This window comes from Acidovorax sp. SRI_002 (assembly GCF_057586455.1).
Genome location: NZ_JBYCZW010000005.1, coordinates 134,038 through 148,151, shown reverse-complemented (window position 1 = coordinate 148,151; position 14,114 = coordinate 134,038). Strand labels below are relative to the sequence as shown.

The 14,114-nt window shown below is 63.6% G+C and carries 12 protein-coding genes; 10 read left to right on the top strand and 2 right to left on the bottom strand.

Annotated elements, in window-relative coordinates:
- Positions 1-7: 7 nt before the first annotated feature.
- The 3 genes from AC2YJX_RS14765 to AC2YJX_RS14755 are packed head-to-tail and all read left to right on the top strand — an operon-like array spanning position 8 to position 2,837.
- Complete coding sequence (locus tag AC2YJX_RS14765) at positions 8-838, top strand: ABC transporter permease (RefSeq protein ID WP_487256440.1); 831 nt, start codon at positions 8-10, stop codon at positions 836-838.
- 26 nt (positions 839-864) lie between these two features.
- Positions 865-1,629 carry an ABC transporter ATP-binding protein gene (locus AC2YJX_RS14760; RefSeq protein WP_121506936.1) on the top strand — a complete coding sequence of 255 codons (765 nt, stop codon included), beginning with the start codon at positions 865-867 and terminating at the stop codon, positions 1,627-1,629.
- Complete coding sequence (locus tag AC2YJX_RS14755; protein WP_487256439.1) at positions 1,626-2,837, top strand: YncE family protein; 1,212 nt, start codon at positions 1,626-1,628, stop codon at positions 2,835-2,837. Before AC2YJX_RS14760 ends, AC2YJX_RS14755 begins: the two co-directional genes overlap by 4 nt.
- A gap of 103 nt (positions 2,838-2,940) precedes the next feature.
- Here the strand turns inward: AC2YJX_RS14755 and ilvD are convergent, their stop codons facing one another.
- Positions 2,941-4,647, bottom strand: a complete 1,707-nt coding sequence (gene ilvD, locus AC2YJX_RS14750; RefSeq protein WP_121419613.1) for a dihydroxy-acid dehydratase — start codon at positions 4,645-4,647, stop codon at positions 2,941-2,943.
- Between the two features lie 121 nt (positions 4,648-4,768).
- On the opposite strand from ilvD, the gene AC2YJX_RS14745 reads away from it, so the two are divergent.
- The gene (locus AC2YJX_RS14745) at positions 4,769-5,695 is read left to right on the top strand and encodes a LysR family transcriptional regulator (RefSeq protein ID WP_218299404.1); all 927 of its coding nucleotides are present in this window, start codon (positions 4,769-4,771) and stop codon (positions 5,693-5,695) included.
- 24 nt (positions 5,696-5,719) lie between these two features.
- A complete protein-coding gene (gene lgt, locus AC2YJX_RS14740) occupies positions 5,720-6,547 on the top strand; it encodes a prolipoprotein diacylglyceryl transferase (RefSeq protein WP_218299405.1) in 828 nt (275 codons plus the stop codon).
- A 102-nt stretch (positions 6,548-6,649) separates the two neighbouring features.
- Here lgt and AC2YJX_RS14735 read toward each other — a convergent pair whose 3' ends face one another.
- Positions 6,650-7,489, bottom strand: coding sequence for an alpha/beta hydrolase (locus AC2YJX_RS14735; protein ID WP_218299406.1), 840 nt, complete (start codon positions 7,487-7,489; stop codon positions 6,650-6,652).
- Positions 7,490-8,008: 519 nt separating this feature from the next.
- Between AC2YJX_RS14735 and AC2YJX_RS14730 the strand changes: the two genes are divergently transcribed.
- The 5 genes from AC2YJX_RS14730 to AC2YJX_RS14710 all read left to right on the top strand — a co-directional run bounded on the left by AC2YJX_RS14730 (position 8,009) and on the right by AC2YJX_RS14710 (position 13,921).
- Positions 8,009-8,677 (top strand): GntR family transcriptional regulator, encoded by a 669-nt coding sequence (locus AC2YJX_RS14730; RefSeq protein WP_487256438.1) that lies wholly within the window; start codon positions 8,009-8,011, stop codon positions 8,675-8,677.
- Positions 8,674-10,197 carry a malonyl-CoA decarboxylase gene (locus tag AC2YJX_RS14725; protein WP_121419616.1) on the top strand — a complete coding sequence of 508 codons (1,524 nt, stop codon included), beginning with the start codon at positions 8,674-8,676 and terminating at the stop codon, positions 10,195-10,197. The genes AC2YJX_RS14730 and AC2YJX_RS14725 overlap by 4 nt, the downstream gene beginning before the upstream one ends.
- 173 nt (positions 10,198-10,370) lie before the next feature.
- Positions 10,371-11,372 carry a Bug family tripartite tricarboxylate transporter substrate binding protein gene (locus AC2YJX_RS14720; RefSeq protein ID WP_487256437.1) on the top strand — a complete coding sequence of 334 codons (1,002 nt, stop codon included), beginning with the start codon at positions 10,371-10,373 and terminating at the stop codon, positions 11,370-11,372.
- A 141-nt stretch (positions 11,373-11,513) separates the two neighbouring features.
- Positions 11,514-12,317, top strand: coding sequence for an enoyl-CoA hydratase/isomerase family protein (locus AC2YJX_RS14715; RefSeq protein WP_487256436.1), 804 nt, complete (start codon positions 11,514-11,516; stop codon positions 12,315-12,317).
- A 50-nt stretch (positions 12,318-12,367) separates the two neighbouring features.
- Complete coding sequence (locus AC2YJX_RS14710) at positions 12,368-13,921, top strand: malonate--CoA ligase (protein WP_487256435.1); 1,554 nt, start codon at positions 12,368-12,370, stop codon at positions 13,919-13,921.
- The last annotated feature ends 193 nt before the right edge of the window (positions 13,922-14,114 follow it).

The following is a 14,114-nucleotide window of genomic DNA, read 5'->3' as shown; positions in this document are numbered from 1 at the left end:
ACTCGCGATGGCAACTTCAACCACCAATCCCACCGTATCCGTGCGCCAGAGGCAAGTTCAATTGTTGGGGCTTGACATCTGGAGCGCCATGGTGGCGTGGCGCTTCTGGTGTTTTATGGGCTGGAACGATGTCGCCAAGCAGTATCGGCGGACCTTTCTGGGGCCTGTCTGGATTACGCTGCACACGGCCATTTTCATCGTTGCATTTGGCTTGATCGGCGCCCAACTGTTCAAGTACCCGGCCGAGTGGTACCTGCCGTATTTTTGTGCCGGGCATGTGCTGTTCGGGTATTTCAGTGCGCTGATCAACGAGGGCTGCTTGACCTATATCGGCTCGGATGCGTTTTTGAAGCAGACGCCTTACCCCAAGATGGCGTTTGTATTCCGCACCGTGTTTCGATGCTCCATCCTGATGCTGCACAGCGCGGTCATCGTGTTGGCCGTGTTGTGGTGGGCGGGGCGGCTGGGAGCTGTGCAGTGGTGGGCGCTGCTTGGCGCCACCGCCCTGACTTTGCTGGCTGCCAGTTTTGTGGTTGCCATTCTGGGGGGGCTTGCGGCCCGCTTCCGTGACGTGACGGTGGCCCTGGGCAGCCTGATGCAGGTCAGTTTTTTTGTGACCCCCGTGCTCTGGGTGCCTGACCAGCTGACCGAACGCGCACAGTGGGTGGTACGCCTGAATCCATTGGCGCTTTTCCTGGACCTGGCGCGTAGCCCCCTGATGGGAGAGGTCCCCGCCCTGCAGACCTGGGGTGCCGCAGTGGGGGTGGTCTTGCTGTTGGGTTTGATTTTCTTTTGGCAGTACGTCGCGATTCGGCGGCGGATTGTGTACTGGCTGTAGGCGCCGCCACCCTTCGGTATCGCAAGATGGCCCATATCCAGTTGTCCAACGTATCCATCGACTTTCCCGTGTTCACTACGCGGTCACGGGGCCTGCTCAATACGGTGCTGGGGCTTCCTATGCGTGACAAGGCCCGTGTGGAGGCCAGCGGTTTGCGGCAGGTCAGCGTGCATGCGTTGCGTGATGTGAGCCTGTTGCTGCGTCCGGGGGATCGGGTCGGCCTGATTGGTTCGAACGGCGCTGGCAAAACCACGCTGCTGCGCGTGCTCTCGGGCGTCTATGAGCCCATGCAAGGCGAGCTGTCCTTCAGTGGCCGGATTGCAGCGCTTACAGACATCATGCTGGGCATGGATGTCGATGCCACTGGGTACGACAACATCATCATGCGGGGCATCGTGATGGGTTTGACGCGCAAGCAGGCGATGGGCCTCATACCCTCGGTAGAGGCATTCACACAGCTGGGCGAGCATCTTCAGTTGCCGGTCAGGACGTACTCACAGGGCATGCTGCTGCGCCTGGCGTTTGCCGTTTCCACGAGCGTGGTTCCCGATATTCTGCTCATGGACGAGATGATTGGTGCTGGTGATGCGAAGTTTTTCAGCCAGGCCAAGGAGCGCATCAACGGGCTGATCGAGCAGGTCTCCATTCTGGTGCTGGCATCCCATAACGAGGTCATTCTCAAGAGCTTTTGCAACAGAGCGTTGGTCCTTAAAGATGGATGCGTGGTGATGGATGGCAGTGTGGACGATGCCCTGGCGTTTCACAACATCCAGCAAGGAGTTTCGCCATGAGACTGGCATGCATCGGCCCCGCAGAGGTGTTGGACGCCATTGCATCCATGGGGCGAACCGAAGATGTGAGCTGGTCGCCCGACGGACGCCGTTTGGCGCTTGCGGCCATCACGCTCGACAGGGTGCTGGTCGTGGGGATGGACTGCCAGTTTGAAAACGGGCAGAAGGTGGTCTACCTCACGGATGCCGTGGAGGTTGCGTCCACCAGTCTCCAGCGCCCCCATGGCCTGTGCTGGATCAGCAACAGCATCATCGCGGTCGCCAGCCGGGAGGGCAATGTATCGCTGTTCGACATTCCCCCGGCGGATCGTCTGACCGCGTTGCACACATTGGAGCCCCTGTCCGTGATAGGCAAGCAGGAGACGGAGCTCCTGAGTACCCCAGGAAGCCTGTGCGCACGGGATCTGGGCGCGGGCTTGCACGAGCTGTGGGTGTGCAACGGCTTTTCCCATTACGTGACCCATCACCTGCTGAACGCGGCTGCCGGTTTTTCCCATCTGGATGCGCAGCTTCTCATGCAGCACGGGCTGGAGGTTCCGGATGGTGTGGCGCTGGACCTCAATGCTGAATGGGTGGCGGTCAGCAACCACGACCGCCACATTGTCGCGCTCTACCGCAACGATGAGTTTCTTGCGCCTGGCAACGCGCCTGCGGCACAACTGCGTGGCGTCAGCTACCCCCATGGGCTGTGTTTCCTGGCGGGCGGGCGCATTCTGCTGGTGGCGGATGCTGGCGCCCCCCATGTGGCCGTGTTTCACCGAGATCCTTCCGGGTGGTGCAGCCTGGCCGAACCGAATGCCGTGTTCCGCGTGCTGGATGACGCTGTGTTTGATCGGGGGCACCACAACCCGCGCGAGGGTGGCCCCAAGGGCATCGATGTGCATGAGCCCTGGGGCCTGATGGTGACCACCTGTGCAGAGCAGCCCCTGGCCTTTTTCGACATCCGCGACATCGCGGCGGGTGTGGATGCCTCGGCGCCAGAAGAAGCGGTGAACCCAGGCTCGCCCAGTGCCTCACCTGCAGACCGTACACGGGTGACCGTACTTCGGCTGGTGCGGGATGTAGCGGCCCGTGAGGCCGCCGTGACGGCGGCCGTGCGAAAGGAAGTGGGATTGATGCGCGCAAGCTGGTCCTGGCGTGTGACCGCACCATTGAGAGCTTTGGCTGGCGGCTGGATCCGGTGGCGGTCGAGGCGGCGCGGGTTTTAAGACGCAAGTCACGCGGGGGCACACAACGCGGATGCCATGGTCTTGGCAGCAAAAAAAAGCCCGCCGGGAGCGGCGGGCTTTTGCTTTTTGAAAGCGCTGGACGTCAATACGCGTCGAGCACCGCACCCTTGCTGGCGCTCGATGCATTGAACGCGAACTTGGCCTGCACCCCGCGCGTATAGCGCGGTGCGGGGGCCGTCCAGGCAGCGCGGCGCTTGGCGATCTCTTCTTCGCTCACGTTCAGCTCCAGCAGCAGTTGGCGTGCGTCGATGGTGATGCTGTCGCCTTCGTTCACGAAAGCGATGGTGCCACCGGCCGCCGCTTCGGGCGCCACGTGGCCGACCACCATGCCCCAGGTGCCGCCCGAGAAGCGGCCGTCGGTGATCAGGCCCACGCTTTCACCCAGGCCAGCACCAATCAGCGCGCCAGTGGGGGCCAGCATTTCGGGCATGCCGGGGCCGCCCTTGGGGCCCAGATAGCGCAGCACCATCACGTCCCCCGCCTTGATCTTGCCGGCCAGGATGGCTTCCAGTGCCGATTGTTCGTCGTCAAACACGCGGGCCGGTCCGGTGATCACGGGGTTCTTCAGGCCCGTGATCTTGGCCACAGCGCCCTCGGGGCTGAGGTTGCCTTTGAGGATGGCCAGGTGGCCTTGGGCGTACATCGGGTTGCTGATGGGGCGGATCACGTCCTGGTCGGCGCGCGGCTCGTCCGGCACATCCTTGAGCACTTCGGCAATCGTCTTGCCTTCGATGGTGATGCAGTCGCCATGCAGCAGGCCTGCGTTCAGCAAGATCTTCATGACCTGCGGGATGCCGCCTGCGCGGTGCAGGTCCACAGCCAGGTATTTGCCGCTGGGCTTGAGGTCGCACAGCACGGGGGTCTTCACGCGCACGCGTTCGAAGTCGTCAATGGTCCATTCCACGCCCGCTGCGTGGGCAATGGCCAGGAAGTGCAGCACCGCGTTGGTGGAGCCACCCGTGGCCATGATGACGGCCACGGCGTTCTCGATGGACTTCTTGGTCACGATGTCGCGCGGCTTCAGGTCCATCTTGATGGCCTCGATCAGCACCTTGGCCGATTCCTTGGCCGAGTTCATCTTTTCGTCGTGCGGGTTGGCCATGGTGGACGAGTAGGGCAGGCTGATGCCCAGGGCCTCGAACGCGCTGGACATGGTGTTCGCGGTGTACATGCCGCCGCACGAGCCGGTGCCGGGGATGGCGCGCTTCTCGATTTCCTTCAGGTCAAAGTCGCTCATCTTGCCGGCGGCGTTCTCGCCCACGGCCTCGAACACGCTCACGATATTCAGGTCCTTGCCCTGGTAGTGGCCAGGCAGGATGGTGCCGCCATACACGTAGATGGCGGGCACATTGGCGCGCAGCATGCCCATCAGGCCGCCCGGCATGTTCTTGTCGCAGCCGCCTACCACCAGCACGCCGTCCATCCACTGACCGCCCACGCAGGTCTCGATGCAGTCGCTGATGACTTCACGGCTCACCAGGCTGTATTTCATGCCTTCGGTGCCCATGGCCATGCCGTCGCTGATGGTGGGGGTGCCGAATACCTGGGCGTTGCCACCGGCTTCCTCGATACCTGCGATGGCCGCGTCTGCCAGCTTTTGCAGGCCGCTGTTGCAGGGCGTGATGGTGCTGTGGCCGTTGGCCACGCCCACCATGGGTTTCACGAAGTCGCCTTCCTCGTAGCCCATGGCGTAGTACATGGAGCGGTTGGGTGCGCGCGACTTGCCCTGGGTGATGTTGGCGCTGCGGCGGTTGATGGGCTGGATCGGGATGACTTTGTTGTCTGCCATGGTGTGTTTTCCTTCGTGGAGCGAATCTTGTGGGTGGAGAAACTTTTCGCAGCCGCGAGTATGCGGCGATTGGTGGGCGCCATCCAATCCATTTGTACAGGGCGATTAATATGTACAGCATATGAAAGAGCCATTCATTGATATGCGTTTGTGGCGGCAGTTTGCCGCAGTGGCTGAGGAGCTGCACTTTGGCCGCGCGGCGCAACGCCTGCACATGACACAACCGCCGCTCACGCAGGCCATCGCCGGGCTGGAGCGCACGCTGGGCCTTCAACTGTTCGACCGCACCAAACGCAGCGTGCAGCTCACTCCGGCCGGAGCTGCCCTGTTGCCGCAGGTGCTGGATTTGCTCGACCGCGCCCAGGCACTCCCTGCACAGGCGCGCGCGGCGGCAGCGGGCGAGGTGGGGCGGCTGCGTCTGGCGTTTGTCTCGACCGTGGGTTTTGGGATGCTGCCGCAGTGGGTGCGAGCCTTCCGGGCCCAGTGGCCCGGGGTGCGGCTTGAATTGATCGAGGCGACGGGCGACGTGCAACTTCAGGCGCTGGAGCGGGGGGAGATTGATGCCGGGCTGCTTTTGCACACGCCCGGCCAGGCGCCACCTGCCCTGCAAAGCCTGTGTGTGGCGCAAGAGCCGCTGGTGCTTGCGCTGCCTGAGCTTCACCCGCTGGCGCGCACGCCCACCGTCCGGTTCTCTGACCTGCTGCGGGAGCCTCTGGTGATTTTCCCCCGCCCGATCCTGCCATCGCTGTACGACGCGATCGTGGCGCTGTACCACGCAGCGGGGCAGGTGCCGCAGGTGGCCCAGGAGGCCATCCAGATGCAGACCATCGTCAACCTGGTGTCGGCCGACCTGGGGTTGGCCTGGGTGCCTGCCAGCGTGCAGCAGTTTCAGCGGCCGGGCGTTGTCTACCGGCAGCTGGGCGGCAAGTCTCCCCTGGCGCCTGTATGCGAAACCAGCCTGGTCTGGGGCGCCACTGTGCCGCCCGCACTGGCCCGGTGGATCGACTTTGTGGCCCATGAGGTGCAGGCCAGCGCCCTGAAAGGGTAGTGCTGCGCGTGCACAATCGCCCCCATGCTGACTTATCCCCACATCGACCCTGTCGCCCTGCAGATCGGCCCGCTGGCCATCCACTGGTACGGCCTGACCTATCTTGCGGCTTTTGGCCTGTTCATGCTGCTGGGCATCCGGCGCCTGCGGCACGAACCGTTTGCCTCCATCACCGGCCCTGGCGCATGGTCGCGCAAGGACGTGGAAGACATCCTGTTCCTGGGGGTGGCGGGTGTGGTGGTGGGGGGGCGCCTGGGGTATTGCCTGTTCTACAAACCTGCGTATTACCTGAGTCACCCCCTGGAAATTTTTGCCGTGTGGCAAGGGGGCATGGCCTTTCACGGTGGCTTGTTGGGCGTGATCGTGGCCATGTTGTGGTTCGCACATTCGCGCAAGCGCCCCTGGCTGCAGGTGGCCGACTTTGTGGCGCCCTGCGTGCCCACGGGTTTGGCCGCAGGGCGGGTGGGAAATTTCATCAACGGCGAACTGTGGGGCCGTTTTGCCAGCCCGGACCTGCCGTGGGGCATGGTGTTTGCACACAGCGGTTCCCTGCAGCCACGCCATCCGTCGCAGGTTTACCAGTTCCTCTTGGAGGGCTTGCTGCTGTTCATCCTGCTGTGGCTGTATGCGCGCAAAGAACGTCGCCAGGGCCAGGTGGCCGCCGCATTCCTGGTGGGTTATGGCACCTTCCGCTTTATTGCCGAATACTTTCGCGAGCCCGATGCGTTCCTCGGCATCCTGTCCTTGGGTATGAGCATGGGCCAGTGGCTGTGCGTGCCGATGATTGCAGCGGGCGTCCTGCTGTGGGTCTGGGCGCAGCGCCAGCCCGTGGTAAGGCAAAAAATCAAGTAAAAATGGCCTCTAGCGCTTGATGGATAAGCGTAAGAAGCTATAAAAAATGTAGCATATTGGGCTTTGCGCACGGTGCCTTGCCAGGGGGGGCGGCCGCTTGATCTACGGGAAAAACCGCGTCAGCGCCTCTTCGAACGCCGGCACATCGGCGCCCACGTGGGTGGTTTCGTACTCGGCCTTCAGCAAGGTCAGTCCTGGGTTGGTCTGTGCGGCCATCTGTGTGTACAAGGGCGTGACAACAACGGACCCATTGCTGCTGCGGGCGCCAGCGAGGAACAGCGTGGCAGGCAGGGCCTTGCCATCGAGCTGCTTTTCAAACGCTCGGTAGGCGGCGGGGTCCGCGTGTGCCCCGAAGCTGGACTCGGTAGAGAGGTAGTGCGAGAAGCTCAGCGCCCCCGCAGTGCCCTCCAGCACCAGGGCCGCAACAACGAAGTAGCCGCCATGGGAGAGGCCCGAGAGCGCCCTGCGCTTGGGATCGGCGCGGTACTGGCGTTCAATCGCAGGCGCGAGTTCCTTGGTGATGAAGTTGAGGTAGCGCGTGGCGCCGGGCAGCAGAAAGTCCGTGCCGCGCTGGGATGTGCCGCCGATGCCTACCAGGATGGCTTGGGTGCCTCGCCGCTGCATCACCTGCTTGAAGGATTCAAATCGCGAGACTGCCGTACCCCCGGGTCCACCTGCGCCGTAGGGTGCGTCGCCTTCAGTGGCGTAGATGACGGGCAGCATGGTAGTGCCCGTGGCGTACGACTGGGGCAGGAAAACCTGGATGGCGTAGGTAAAGCCGTTTGATTCGGACCGCAGCGTGGAGTTGATGACCTGCCCGCTGGGTTCGACAGGCGGGTCGCTGCTGGACGAACCCCCGCCGCATGCAGACAGCGCCGCAACCAATACCAGCAGCGCTGTGCGCCGCACCATGCTGTCGTTCGAGTGCATTGTTCCTGGCATTCTGGCGCCTCCTTTCGGGTCATTGTAGGGAGAGGTGCGCGAACGGATGTGTCACCGCCAATCGACAGGTCTGAGCGCGGTGAACGTGTCTGGCACGGCGGTTGGCCGAGCCATGCTTTTGGCTGGGATGGGGTGTTTTCAGCGGGTGTGCTGCCATAACGAATAGACCGGAATGGGCCGTAGGAGGAGTCGCAGAACGGCACGTCGCGTGTGCGCCTGATCCCTTGCCTTTGTCCGCTTGGCCCTGGGGCCGTACCCAAGGCGCGCCAGCGGGCCAAGCGCGCATGCCCTTGCCTTCGCCTACTGGATGTTGCGCAACCGCCGCAAGACACTGTTTTTTGCCCAACGGCACCCGGATTCGGGTATTTGCCTCTTGTCATTTTACGTAATTATGAGAAATTACAGTCTTCCGCAAGAAAATCATCTATTTGCAGGCACTTGGAAGCACGTTGGCGGCAAAAGCTGCAAGTCTGCTGCCCGTCCGCCGTTGAAGATCACTCTGGATGTTTCACCCGCACCATGCGCCCGGTTCCCAACTCACTGCACGACGAAGCCGCCTCGCGCCTGCGCGAGCAAATCTTCGCGGGCGCCTTGCCCCCCGGGAGTTTTCTGGACGAAGCGGCCTTGTGCGAGCGGCTCGCTATTTCGCGCACGCCGCTGCGCGAGGCGCTCAAGGTGCTGGTGGCGGAGGGCTTGCTGCGCCACGAACCGCGCCGCGGCTGTTTTGTGGCTGAGATCACCGAACGCGACCTGGACGATCTTTTTCCCGTGATCGCGCTGCTGGAGGGGCGGGCGGCCCATGAGGCCACGCGCAAGGCGGTCGCGGCGGATGTTGCGGCGCTTGAGGTGTTGCACCAGCGGCTGCAGCAATTTGCGTCCGAAGGCCTGATCGCCGACTACTACGAAGCCAACTACGCCATTCACGAGGCCTTCATCACACTGGCGGACAACCGCTGGCTGGCCCAGGTGATTGGCGATCTGCGAAAGATCCTGCGCCTGGCGCGAGCACAAACGCTGCATGTGCCGGGCCGCCTGCAGCAAAGCCTGGCCGAGCACCTGGCAGTGTTCGCCGCGCTCAAGGCGCGCGACTGCGACGCCGCCGAAGAGGCCATGCGCAACCATCTGTTGCGCCAGCGCGATGCGCTGCGCGACGTAGCCCGCAACCAGCAATCGAGGCTCACCCCATGATCAACAGCACCCCCGAATGGATCACCCGCAGTGTGTCGCGCCTGCGCACGGCAGCGCCCGCCGCAGACAAGCCCGCTGACAAAACCGGCGAGAAGGCAAGCGAGAAGGCGACCGACAAACCGGCCCGCGCCGGGCTCGACAAATCGGTGACCGATGTGGTGGCCAAGGTCGCCGTGCCACGTTCCACCAACGAGCGGCTGCAGGCCACGCTGCGGCGCGGGCAGGAGGCTCTGTCGCCCCGCGCGCTGCGCCGCCTGCTGGCCGACCTGCAGGAGGTGGTGGCCCCGCAGGTGAGCGAGATCGAAGGCGGCCGCCGCGCCCAGGCCGTGGCCGAGTGGTATGCCAAGGCCGAGCCCGAAGAGCGCCGCGACATGTGGCTGCTGATGTGCGAGCAGTTCGCCCCCGACGCCACGCGCTTCAAATCGGCCCGCCAACGCTACGAAGCGGCGGCTGGCACGGCCGAAGAAGGCCAGGCCGAGATCAGCCTGCGCCGCGCACTGGTGTCGCCGCGCACGCGGCTGCTGCAGCGTTTTTCTGCGTTCCCTGAAGGCATGCGGTTCTTGCTGGACATGCGTGCCGAGCTGCTGCCCCTGCTCAAGTCCGACAAGCGCCTGTTGGCGCTGGATGCCGAGCTGGAGCACCTGTTCTCGACCTGGTTTGACGTGGCCTTTCTGGAGCTACGCCGCCTGTCGTGGGACTCGCCCGCTTCGCTGATTGAAAAGCTCATCAAGTACGAGGCCGTGCATGACATCCGCAGCTGGGCCGATCTGAAAAACCGGCTCGACAGCGACCGCCGCTGCTACGGCTTCTTTCATCCGCGTTTGCCCAACGAGCCGCTGATCTTTGTGGAGGTGGCGCTGGTGGACAAAATCTCGTCCAGCATCACGCCTTTGCTCGACGAAGCGGCGGCACCCGCTGACATCGGGCGGGCTACCACGGCGATTTTCTATTCGATCAGCAACACCCAGACCGGGCTGCGCGGTGTGAGCTTTGGCGATTCACTCATCAAGCATGTGGTGGAGACCCTCACGGCCGAATTTCCCCGGCTGCGCACCTTTGCCACGTTGTCGCCGATTCCGGGTTTCCGCGCTTGGCTGGGCAAGCATGCCGGTGCGATGCTGGAGCGCCTGGATGACAAGCGCCGCACCGAGCTGGGCCGGGCCGTGGGCTTTGAACCCCCGCAAGCCACCCATCTGCTGGCTGCGCTCGACAAGGCCACCGACCTCGATGCCCGATCGCCCGTGCGCCAGATGCTGATGGAGTGCGCCGCACGCTACCTGGCCCGTGAGCTGCAGGACGGAAAGCCAGTGGACCCGGTGGCCCGCTTCCACCTGGGCAACGGAGCGCGGGTGGAACGCCTGAACTGGGCGGGAGACCCGTCCAGCAAAGGACTGAAACAATCGTACGGGCTGATGGTGAACTACCTGTACGACCTCAAGCGCATCGACAAGCACCGCAGCTTGCTCGCGCAAGGCAAGGTGCCGGTGTCGGGGGACATCGACAGCCTGTGCCGTGACTGACCGCAGGCTCCGGTGCCGCGCAATGCCATCATCGTCACCATCGGCGCAGACAATGGCCGATGGGCCCCCTCAGAGGGGAGCCAGCCGATGGTGGCAAGTGCCTGGCACGGTTTTGAACGGTGGGGCACCGTAGGCCTGCTTTCCCTTTTTACAACGACGACAGGAGACAAGGAATGAAAGACATGCGAATTCAGCGCCGCGAGGTGCTGCTGGGGGCTGCTGCCACAGGTTTGGGGCTGGCCACGGGCACGATGCCTGCATGGGCCCAGGCATCGGCCTGGCCCACCAAGCCGGTGAACCTGGTGGTGCCGTTCCCTGCGGGCGGCGGCACCGATGCCTTTGCGCGCCCCTTGGCAGCGCAGTTCTCCAAGGCCACCGGCAAGACGCTCGTGATCGACAACCGAGGGGGCGCGGGCGGCACCGTGGGGGCCAGCTTTGCCTCCAAGGCCGCACCAGACGGCTACACGCTCTTCATGGGGGCCGTGCACCACGCGATCGCCCCGTCGATGTACCCCAAGCTCGACTACGACCTGGAGAAGGACTTCATTCCGCTGTTCTTGCTGGCCAACGTGCCCCAGGTGGTGGTGGTCAACCCCAAGAACGTGCCGGTCAACAACTTCCAGCAGTTCATGGACTATGTGAAGCGCAACCCCGCCAAGCTCAATTACGGGTCTGCGGGCGCTGGCACGTCGCACCACCTGGCGGGCGAGCTGTTCAAGCAGCAGACGGGCACCTTCATCACCCACATCCCCTACCGGGGTGCCGGCCCCGCGCTGCAGGACCTGATTGGTGGGCAGGTGGACATGATGTTTGACGGGCTGGGTTCCTCGGCGTCCCACATCAAAGGTGGGCGTATCAAGGCGCTCATGGTGTCGGGCCCCAAGCGCAATGCCGCGTTCCCAGACGTACCCTGCGCTGCCGAAGTTGGCCTGCCCGACTACACCGTCACCACTTGGTACGGCCTGTGGGCACCCAAGGGCACCCCCGCCGATGTGCAGGCGCGCATCGTGGACGAGGTGCGCAAGCTGGGCAGCGCCGACGAACTCAAAACGATCTGGGCCAACAACGGCGCCGAATACGGCGGCATGACCCAGCAGCAGTTTGCAGGCATGGTGAGCAGCGAGGTAAAGCGCTGGGCGGCGGTGGTGAAGGCCTCTGGCGCAAAGCTTGATTAACCCCCTGTGGCGCTTTGCGCCTTCCCCCTGAAGGGGGACTCCACCCGTGGCCCGGCAAAGCCGGTTCCACGGTGGCACTCGCGATGGCGTAGCGCGGGCTTTCAGGGCTGAGTAATGTGCATAACTTGATAGGTTGCCGAGATGTCGGGTGAAGTGTTGATGGAATCGGGTGAGCGTGGAGTGGCGCACGTCACCCTGCGCCACTCCGGGCGGCTGAACGCCATGTCGCGTGGCATGTGGCGGCAGCTGCGTACGGTGTTTGAAGACATCCAGCAGCGCAGCGATGTGCGCTGCGTGCTCATTGCGGGGGAGGGCGATGCCTTCTGTGCGGGCGGTGACATTTCGGAGTACCCCGGCTTTCGGTTTGATGTCGCTGCCTTGCGCGACTTTCATGAGAACGACGTCTGGGGTGGGCTCAACACCATGCTCCAGTGCGACGTGCCCATCGTGGCGCAGATCCGTGGCGCCTGCATGGGTGCCGGGGTGGAGATTGCCAGCTGCTGCGACATCCGCGTGGCGGGCAGTGGTGCGCGTTTTGGCGCGCCGATTGCCAAGCTGGGTTTCCCGATGGCCCCGCGCGAGGCGCAGTTGGTGGCCGGGGCCGTGGGCGATGTGACCGCACGGCAGATGCTGTTGGAGGCCGCCACCTTCAGTGCCGCCGACATGCTGGCACGCGGCTTTCTGAGCCGTGTGGTGGCCGACGACATGGTGGCCACCGAGGCCCAGGGAAGCGCACTGCGCATCGCCGCACTGGCGCCGCAGGCAGCCCGCATGAACAAGCAGACATTTCGGGCATTAAAAATGCATCTGGCGCTTGATGGGAAAGCGCAAATAGCTATGAAAAATATAGTAAACGGGGCGCCTGACCCCTATGCCTACGCGGACAGCGCCGAGCACCGCGAAGGCATCACCGCGTTCCTAGAAAAACGCGCGCCGTTGTTTTGACGGGCCCCGCCCGCCTTGTTGATCCAAACCTTTAAAACCGTCCAACTGCCATGAGCCAAAACAACCTCTTCAGCGCCCTGCGCGCAGCCTTCCCGTCTGACCTGGACAGCACCGCCGTCGAGACCATGGCGGCAGACGGCACCCCGCTGTTCTACACCTGGCGCGACCTGGACCGCGCCAGCGCCCGCATCGCCAACCTGCTCGCATCGCTCAAGCTGCCCCAAGGCAGCCGCGTGGCCGTGCAGGTGGAAAAGTCCGTCGAAGCCATGGCCCTGTACCTGGCCACGCTGCGCGCGGGCTACGTGTTCCTGCCACTCAACACCGCCTACCAAAGCGCCGAGATCGAATACTTCATCGGCAACGCCGAGCCCGCGGTGGTGGTGTGCTCGCCCGGCAACTTCGGCTGGGTCAGCAAGATTGCCTTCACGCTGGGCACGCAGCATGTTTTCACCCTGGGCGACGACCGCACCGGCAGCCTGCTCGAGCGCGCCACCCACCACAGCGATGAGCATCAGGCCGTGGCCCGCAGTGCCGACGACCTGGCCGCCATCCTCTACACCAGTGGCACCACCGGCCGCAGCAAGGGCGCCATGCTTACGCACGGCAACATGCTCAGTAACGCCGTGATGCTGAAGGATTACTGGGGTTGGAAGAAGGGCGATGTGCTCATCCACGCGCTGCCCATCTTCCACGTCCACGGCCTGTTCGTCGCCATCCACGGTGCGCTCATCAACGGCAGCAAGATGATCTGGATGGCCAAGTTCGACCCCAAGGCCGTCATCGCCGCGATGCCCCGCGCCACAGTGTTCATGGGCGTGCCCACGCTGTACGTGCGCATGCTGGCAGAGCCCGGCCTGACCAAAGAGGCCGTGAAGAACATGCGCCTGTTCATTGCAGGCTCTGCCCCCTTGCTCATCGAAACCTTCAAGGATTGGCAGCAACGCACCGGCCACACGATTCTGGAGCGCTACGGCATGAGCGAAACCATCATGCTCACCAGCAACCCCTACAGCGCCGACAAGCGCTATAACGGCCAGGACGAACGCCGTGGTGGCACCGTGGGCTTCCCCCTGCCGGGCGTGAGCCTGCGCGTGCAGGGCGACGACGGCAAAGACCTGCCCGTGGGCGAGATCGGCGGCATCCAGGTCAAGGGCCCCAACGTGTTCAAGGGCTACTGGCGCATGCCCGAGAAGACGGCCGAAGAGTTCACGAAGGACGGCTACTTCAAAACCGGCGACGTGGGCAAGGTCGATGAACGCGGCTACGTCCACATCGTAGGCCGCAGCAAAGACCTCATCATCAGCGGCGGCTACAACGTCTACCCCGCAGAGATCGAGGGCTACATCAACGACATGCCCGGCGTGGCCGAAAGCGCCCTGGTCGGCGTGCCGCACCCCGACTTTGGCGAAGTGGGCGTGGCCGTGGTGATTGCCAAGCCCGGAGCCAGCCTGAACGCTGACGCCATCGTGGCCCAGCTCAAGTCCCAGCTCGCGAACTTCAAGATCCCCAAGAAGTGTTTTGTGGTGGCTGAATTGCCCCGCAACACCATGGGCAAGGTTCAGAAGAACCTGCTGCGGGAGCAGTACAAGGGGTTGTTTGTGTGATGCGTTGAGGCGGGTCTTGTGGCCGCCTTTGCATGCCCGCCATCGTGCGGGCCTGTTTCGCTCTTATGGGCTCTTGTGGTCTTGGCATGCTGGTATTGGGTGGCGCACTTCAGATGTGAGACCGTTTTTTTTGCTTGATCCGCGATGTCTGGGGCGTGATTCTGTTTAAACATGCGCTCCTGTAGAGCGTAAA

Coding starts and splice junctions, on each gene's coding strand:
- AC2YJX_RS14765 (WP_487256440.1), top strand. CDS start 8: ATGGCAACTTCAACCACCAATCCCACCGTATCCGTGCGCCAGAGGCAA.
- AC2YJX_RS14760 (WP_121506936.1), top strand. CDS start 865: ATGGCCCATATCCAGTTGTCCAACGTATCCATCGACTTTCCCGTGTTC.
- AC2YJX_RS14755 (WP_487256439.1), top strand. CDS start 1,626: ATGAGACTGGCATGCATCGGCCCCGCAGAGGTGTTGGACGCCATTGCA.
- ilvD (WP_121419613.1), bottom strand. CDS start 4,647: ATGGCAGACAACAAAGTCATCCCGATCCAGCCCATCAACCGCCGCAGC.
- AC2YJX_RS14745 (WP_218299404.1), top strand. CDS start 4,769: ATGAAAGAGCCATTCATTGATATGCGTTTGTGGCGGCAGTTTGCCGCA.
- lgt (WP_218299405.1), top strand. CDS start 5,720: ATGCTGACTTATCCCCACATCGACCCTGTCGCCCTGCAGATCGGCCCG.
- AC2YJX_RS14735 (WP_218299406.1), bottom strand. CDS start 7,489: ATGCCAGGAACAATGCACTCGAACGACAGCATGGTGCGGCGCACAGCG.
- AC2YJX_RS14730 (WP_487256438.1), top strand. CDS start 8,009: ATGCGCCCGGTTCCCAACTCACTGCACGACGAAGCCGCCTCGCGCCTG.
- AC2YJX_RS14725 (WP_121419616.1), top strand. CDS start 8,674: ATGATCAACAGCACCCCCGAATGGATCACCCGCAGTGTGTCGCGCCTG.
- AC2YJX_RS14720 (WP_487256437.1), top strand. CDS start 10,371: ATGAAAGACATGCGAATTCAGCGCCGCGAGGTGCTGCTGGGGGCTGCT.
- AC2YJX_RS14715 (WP_487256436.1), top strand. CDS start 11,514: ATGTCGGGTGAAGTGTTGATGGAATCGGGTGAGCGTGGAGTGGCGCAC.
- AC2YJX_RS14710 (WP_487256435.1), top strand. CDS start 12,368: ATGAGCCAAAACAACCTCTTCAGCGCCCTGCGCGCAGCCTTCCCGTCT.